The following is a 7,533-nucleotide window of genomic DNA, read 5'->3' as shown; positions in this document are numbered from 1 at the left end:
GCTGGTGCGGGTGGTGGTACCGGGGCGGCGGCTGGTGCCGGCGGTAGGGGTGGTAGTGCGGCGGGGTCGACTGCGGGTTCTGGTGGTGCCGGGGGTGCGGGTGGTTCCAGTGGTGTGGGGCAGGCGGCGTCGGGTGCAGCTGGTGTGGACGGCGCCGTGGGCAACGGTGGCGATGGTGGTGTTGGTGGCAACGGGGAAGTCCTCGCGGATGGCACGGTGCAGGCCGGTGGCCGCGGTGGCGACGGTGGTGATGCCGGCAACGCGACCGGCAACGGTGGTAACGGCGGCGCCGGCGGCCAGGGCGCAACCGGTGTGGACGGCGAGACCGATGCCAATGGCGATGGCACCGCCGGTGGCACCGGCGGCAACGGGGGTGCCGGTGGTACCGGTGGCGCCGGTGGCACGACTTCGGGCACCGGCGGCGTAGGCGGTGCCGGTGGGACCGGCGGCACCGGCGGAAACGGTGGCGCTGCAGCAGACGCGACGGTCGCCGGTGGCACCGGTGGTAACGGCGGCGACGCCGGCGCCGGTGGTATCGGTGGCGACGGCGGTGCCGGTGGTATCAGCGCCGGCAACGGCATCGGCGGCGCCGGTGGCGCGGCGGGCAACGGTGGCGACGCGGGCCAGGCCGCGGCCGGCGGCAAGGGCCTCGGCGGCGGCGGCTTCGACGCGGCCGGCGCGGGTGGCACCGGCGGTAACGGTGGCCTCGGCGGTGCGGCCGGTGCGGCCGGGGCCGGAACCGACGGCGGTGCCGCCGGTGCGGCGGGCAACGTCGGTGCCGGCAGCGATGGCGGCGCGGGCGGTGCCGGTGGCGACGGTGAGGGTCTGGCCAGTGACGGCCTGACCGGGCAGGCTGGCGGTGCCGGTGGCCAGGGCGGAGACGCCGCGGAGGTCGGCACCGGCGGTGCCGGCGGCAACGGCGGCGTCGGCGCGACCGTGGACGGCATCACCGGCGGTGACGGCAACGGCACCGATGGCGCGGTCGGCGGCGCCGGTGGCGCGGGCGGCCAGGGCGGCGCCGGTGGTAGCACCTCCGGTGACGGTGGTGTCGGCGGCAACGGCGGTGCCGGCGGTAGGGGTGGCGCCGGTGGCGCGGGCGCCGACGCGACCCTCGCCGACACCGATGGCGGCAACGGCGGCAACGCCGGCGCTGGTGGTCAGGGCGGCCAGGGCGGCCAGGGTGGTGACGCCACCGTCGGCACCGGTGGCGCCGGCGGTAACGCGGGCGATGGCGGCGATGCCGGTGCGGCGGGCGCAGGCGGTGCGGGCCTCGGCGGTGGCGGCGGCACCAATGCCGGTGCCGGTGGCGCCGGTGGTGCCGGAGCCGACGGCGGCGCCGCGGGCATCGTGGGTCTCGGCGGTAGTGGCACGGCGACCGGAGCCGCGGGCGCGGCGGGCAGCGCCGGATCGGGCAGCGATGGCGGCGCCGGCGGCCAGGGTGGTGCCGGCGAGGGCCTGATCAGCGGCCTCAACACCGGCCAGGGCGGCGGCGCCGGCGGTGCGGGCGGTGACGCGGCGGCGGTCGGTAACGGTGGTGCCGGTGGTGCCGGCGGCGCCGGTGCGACCGTGGACGGCAGCACCGACGTCGACGGCAACGGCACCGATGGTGCCACCGGTGGTCAGGGCGGCCAGGGTGGTCAGGGCGGCGCGGGCGGTACCACCTCCGGCGACGGCGGGGCCGGCGGTAACGGCGGCGCGGCCGGGCACGGCGGGCACGGCGGCAACGGCGCCGACGGCACCAACGGCGCGGACGCGGCCGCGGGCAGTGGCCTCGACGGCGGCGACGGCGGCAACGCCGGCAATGGCGGCAACGGCGGCGACGGCGGCCAGGGCGGCAACGGCGGTGCGGGCGGATCTGCCACCAACGGCGCGACCGGCGCCGAAGGGCTCGGCGGGCTCGGCGGCAACGCCGGCGACGCCGGCAATGCCGGCAACGGCGGCAACGGCGGCCAGGGCGCCGGCGGCGGGAGCGGCGCCAAGGCGGGTGACGGCGGCGACGGCGGCCAGGGCGGTGTCCGTGGCCAGGCGGGCGCCAACGCCGGTGAGGGCGGCTGGAACGCCAGCCACACCGAACAGGCCGACAGCGGCGCGGCGGGTGCGGCGGGCACCGGCGGCAACGGCGGCGCGGGTGGTACCGGCGGCACCGGCCTCGTGCAGGCCGACGGCACGCCGCAGGCCGGTGGTGACGGCGGCAACGGCGGCGCGGCCGGGCCGATCGGTATCGGCGGTGCGGGCGGTAACGGCGGGGTCGGGTCCACCGGCCTGGCCGGTGTCGACGGGGTCGTCGATGGAAACGGCAACGGCACCGACGGCACCGACGGTGGCTTCGGCGGCCTGGGTGGTAACGGCGGCCGGGGCGGCGACGGCGGCAGCGAGTCCGGTGACGCCGGGGCCGGCGGGGCCGGTGGTGCCGGCGGTGCGGGTGGCCGCGGTGGCCACGGCGCCAACGGCGCCAATGCGCTGGCGGTGCCGTCCGGCAGCGGACTCGACGGCGGTGACGGCGGCGACGGCGGCAGCGGTGGAACCGGCGGTTTGGGCGGTAACGGCGGTAACGGCGGCCTCGGCGGCATCGCCACGGTCGGCAACGACGGTGCGGTCGGTGCCGGTGGCGCCGGCGGTCAGGGCGGCGCCGCGGGCAACGCGGGCAACGGCGGCACCGGTGCCAACGGCGCCGGCGGCGGCGCGAACGCGGTGGCCGGCAACGGCGGTGACGGTGGCGCCGGCGGCGACCGGGGCGGGATCGGATACGGCGGTCAGGGCGGTCTGAGCGGCGACGGCCAGCAGGCCGTCAACGGCGGCAACGGCGGCGCCGGTACCGGCGGCAACGGTGGTGCCGGTGGCCGTGGCGGCAACGGTTCGGTGCTGGCCGACGGCAGCCCCCAGGCCGGTGGCGCGGGCGGGGCTGGCGGTGACGCCGGAACCTACGGCAACGGCGGCGCCGGTGGTGCCGGCGGTGCCGGCAGCATCGGTGGCAACGGCGCCAACGGCACGACGCTGGGGCAGGTGCACGGTCAGGACGGTCAGTCCGGTGGCGACGGCGGCGACGGCGGTGCGGGCGGCAAGGGCGGCTCGATCGCCGGCAACGGCGGTGCGGGCGGTGGCGCCGGCGCGGCGGGCACCGGTGGCAACGGCGGCAACGGGGCCCAGGGCAAGGCCGGGTTCGACGCGGTGGCCGGCACCGGCGGCGTCGGCAGCGACGGCGCCGCGGGCGGTAACGGCGGGTCCGGCGGCAACGGCGGTAACGGTGGTAACGGCGGTGCGGGCGGCACCGCGACCAACGGCACCGCGGGCACCAACGGTCTGGGCACGGTCGGCGGTCGCGGCGGTAACGCCGGGACCGGTGCCGACGGCGGCCGCGGCGGAAACGGCGCCGGTGGCGGCGTCAACCCGGTGGCCGGAACCGGTGGTAACGGTGGTGCCGGCGGCAACATCGGCGTGGCCGGAACCGGCGGCACGGGCGGCCTGAACGGTGACGGCGTCACCCAGCGAGCAGACGGCGCCGACGGCGCGGCGGCCGCGCACGGCGGCAACGGCGGTGCCGGTGGCAACGGCGGCAACGGGCAGGTCGGCACCGGCCAGATCGGCGGCCGCGGCGGCAACGGTGGCGCCGGCGGCAACGTCGGCAACGGCGGCGCGGGAGGTAACGGCGGTCACGGTGCCGACGGCGCGGCGGGAGTCACCGGCGGCGACGGCAACGGCACCGACGGCGGCTCGGGCGCGGCAGCCGGCCGGGGCGGCGACGGCGGTGCCGGCGGCACCCTCTCCGGTAACGGCGGCGCGGGCGGTAACGGCGGCAACGGCGGTTCCGGCGGCAACGGCGGCAACGGCGCGGTGGGCGTCAACGGCGGTGACGGCGGCAACGGTGGCGCCGGAGGCGACTCGGCCGACGGCGCGAACGGTGGCCGCGGCGGCGACGCCGTCAACGGCACCGCAGGCGTCGGCGGCAACGGTGGTAACGCCGGCAATGCGGGCAACGGCGGCAACGGCGGTACCGGTGGTGGCGGCGGAGTCAACGCCGTGGCCGGCAACGGCGGTGACGGTGGCCAGGGCGGTGACCGGCTCGGCTTGGCCGGTGCCGGCGGCCAGGGCGGCATGGGCCAGGACGGCCAGGCGGCCAACGGAACTGACGGTCTGCTCGGCACCGGCGGCAACGGCGGCGACGCCGGCAACGGCGGCGCGGGCCAGATCCTGGCCGACGGCTCGTCGCAGGCCGGTGGTCACGGCGGCCAGGGCGGCGCGGCCGGCATCATCGGCAATGGCGGCGCGGGCGGCAACGGCGGTAACGGCGCCACCGGCGCCAACGGCATCATCGACGGCGCCGGCAACGGCACCGACGGTGCCGACGGTGGCACGGGTGGCAACGGTGGCGTCGGTGGCGCCGGCGGCAGCATCGCCGGTAACGGCGGCGCCGGCGGACGAGGCGGCTGGGGCGGTACCGGCGGCATCGGTGGCGTCGCCAACGGCGTCGACGGGCAGAACGCGCTCGCCGGCAGCGGCGCAGCCGGCCAGGACGGCACCAATGCGGGCATCAGCGGCAACGGCGGCGCCGGTGGTCACGGCGGCGCGGGCGCCCTCGGCGGCACTGCCACCAACGGCACGCAGGGCGCCGCGGGCATCGGTGGCCAGGGCGGCGCTGGTGGTGCCGGCGGTGACGCCGGCCGCGGCGGCAACGGCGGTAACGGCGCCGGCGGCGGCGCCGGGCACATCGCCGGTGACGGCGGCGACGGCGGCAGCGGTGGCTACGCGGGTAGCGGCGGCGTCGGCGGTCACGGCGGTGTCGGGGCCAACGGCCTGATCGCGGCCAGCGGCGCGACCGGCGCCAACGGCAACGCCGCGACCGGTCACGGCGGCAACGGTGGCAGCGGCGGCAACGGCGTGATGCTCGGTGACGGAGTCGCGCAGTCCGGCGGCAACGGCGGTAACGCCGGCGCGGCCGGCGCGGTCGGCAACGGTGGCCGCGGCGGCGACGGCGGTGCGGGCGCGGCCGGCACCAACGGCACGACGTTGGCCTCCGGCGACGGCACCAACGGTGTCAACGGCGGTAACGGCGGTGCCGGCGGTACCGGCGGCGCCGGCGGCTCCACCTCCGGCAACGGCGGTGCCGGCGGTAACGGCGGTAAGGGCGGCGTCGGCGGTCACGGCGGCAGCGCGGCCAACGGTACGACCGGTGCCAATGCGGCCGCGGGTAGCGGTGCCGCGGGCGGCGACGGTGGCGACGCCACCGGCATCGCCGGCAACGGTGGTGTCGGCGGTAGCGGTGGCGGCGGCGGTGCCGGCGGCAGCGCCGTCAACGGCACCGCGGGCGCCAGCGGCATCGGCGGCGCGGGCGCCGACGGCGGCAACGGCGGCAACGCCGGCAACGGTGGCAATGGCGGTAACGGTGGCACCCTGGCCATCACCGGCGGCCCGGTCGCCGGTGCCGGCGGAAACGGCGGCGACAGCTCCAGCGTCGCCGGCGCGGCGGGTGTCGGCGGGACCGGCGGCTGGAGCGGCGACCACTCCGCGCAGGCGGCTAACGGCTCCGACGGCGCAGCCGGTGCCGCGGGCAAGGGCGGCAACGGCGGCAACGGTGCTGCCGGCGCCAACGGCACCGCGGCGTCACCGAACGGCCAGCAGGGCGGCGCCGGCGGCGCCGGCGGCAGCGCCGCGCTCAACGGCGACGGCGGCCGGGGCGGTAACGGTGGTCTCGGCGGCAACGGCTTCACCCAAACCTCCACCGGTTCCACCGGAACCACCGGCACGGCGGGAACCGGAAACCAGGGCGGCACCGGCGGTGCGGGCGCGACCGGCGGCAACGCCGGTGCGGGCGGCGCCGGCGGCGCCGGTGGCGCCAGCGGCACCCAGTCCGGCAACTCCGGCAGCGGTGGCACCGGCGGGAACGGCGGCACCGGCGGTAACGGCGGCAAGGGCGGTACCGGCGGGGTCGGTGCCACCGGCAGCAGCACCGCGGTCCCCGGCGGTCAGGGCGGTGACGGTGGTGTCGGCGGCAACGGCGGCAACGGCGGGGCCGGCGGCCAGGGTGGTGCGGCCGGTGCTCAGAACAACGCCACCGGCACGGCCGGTACGGCGGGCGCCAACGGCACCAACGGCAACGGCGGCACTGCCGGCCAGGGCGGTACCGGCGGCAAGGGCGGCGCCGGCGGCACCGGCGGCGGCGGCTACATCGGCGGCAAGGGTGGCACCGGCGGCGCCGGCGGCACCGGCGGCACCAGCGGCGGCGGCATTGTCGGTGCCGACGGTAACCCCGGCAACACCGGCGGCAACCCCTCCGGCAGCGGCAGCCGCACCGGCGGCACCGGTGGCACCGGCGGCACCGGCGGCAAGGGCGGCGTCGGATGATGATCCGCCGCCGCCGGCCGGCGTCAGGGCGCGCCGCGAACCTCCGGGACATCCTCGGGGGTTCGCGGCCACGCGAACAGCGCGATGCGCTGATCCCACTTCGCCATGTAGTGCTCGCCGAGGAACACCCCGCCGCGTCGCTCCCAGAACCGGCGCCCGTACGAGCCGGCGCCGGCATGGGCGTCTCCGATGATCCGCCGGCACTGCGGTTCGATCTCGAACACGCTTTGCACGAACCCGCGGAACATGATCGCGCCGTGTCCGTGCTCGACCATGTCGAGATCGGCGATGGCGGCGTGCAATCCGACGTCGTAGGGATGCGCGTCGTAAACGGTGGAGACGTCGTCTTGTGCGGCGCGGAACAACTCCATGTAACCCATGGGCCGGCCGTCGATGCTGAAGACGTAGGGGCGCGAGTAGCCGCCCTCGAACTGGATCTCCAGGTGGCGGCGCCATTCGTCGGCCGGGTAGTCGTAGCTCCAGGTTGCGGCCAGGTGCGGCCGGTTCATCCACTCGGAGATCATCTCGGCGTCACCGGCCGGGTCTGCGAAACGCACACTGTACGGCTCCGGGAAGACCGGCAGCGGCGGCGGCGGAACCGCGCGGAGCTCGTCGGTCAAATGGTCGAGTTGCCGCGGCATGTGCGCGCTCATAGTGCACCCGAATCCGTTGTGGCCGAATCGATTCCGGTAATCATTACCAGTGCCTCCTGGGAATCCGTTGACGGCCGCGCCGTCGCCAATGGGTTCGCCAATGATGCCACGTCCACCGGCGGGTGTCAGCGCCGAATTGCCGATCGGCGCGGCCTGAACCGACAACCTGATTTTCCACCAGCGGCGTTGAGACCTCAGCGCTGATAACACCGAAACTTGATCCGACACAACATGACTGACATGGGTTCGTTGCAGAATAGGGAGTCCCACATGACTGGTAAGCAGCACCGCACAGGGCGTCGTGGTTTCACCGGCGCGGTCGGCCGACGGCGTAGCCGGGCGGTCGCTGCCGGTAGTGCGGTTGGGGCGTTTTTGGCGTTTGGGGTGGCGCCGGTGTCGGTGGCTCCGGTGGCGCATGCTGATGAGTTGGATTGGGTTGTTGATCTTCTTGGGTCGGATTTGGCTGGGGCGCTGGGGGATTTGGGTCAGGCTTCGTCGTGGGAGACGTTGTTTGATGCGGCGTCGTGGGAGCCGTTGTTGG

The 7,533-nt window shown here is 77.1% G+C and carries 2 protein-coding genes; one reads left to right on the top strand and one right to left on the bottom strand.

The genetic code is table 11. From position 1 onward, the window contains the following. Nucleotides 1-144 precede the first annotated feature (144 nt). The gene (locus BST28_RS25175) at nt 145-6,339 is read left to right on the top strand and encodes a PE family protein (protein ID WP_165758135.1); all 6,195 of its coding nucleotides are present in this window, start codon (nt 145-147) and stop codon (nt 6,337-6,339) included. A 23-nt stretch (nt 6,340-6,362) separates the two neighbouring features. Here the strand turns inward: BST28_RS25175 and BST28_RS22485 are convergent, their stop codons facing one another. Continuing rightward, a complete protein-coding gene (locus BST28_RS22485; RefSeq protein ID WP_083083179.1) occupies nt 6,363-6,992 on the bottom strand; it encodes a GNAT family N-acetyltransferase in 630 nt (209 codons plus the stop codon). Nucleotides 6,993-7,533: the final 541 nt, after the last annotated feature.

Source organism: Mycolicibacter kumamotonensis (assembly GCF_002086285.1).
Lineage (GTDB): Bacteria > Actinomycetota > Actinomycetes > Mycobacteriales > Mycobacteriaceae > Mycobacterium > Mycobacterium kumamotonense.
Note: the sequence above shows the minus strand (reverse complement) of the source record. Positions and strands in the feature narration are given on the sequence as shown.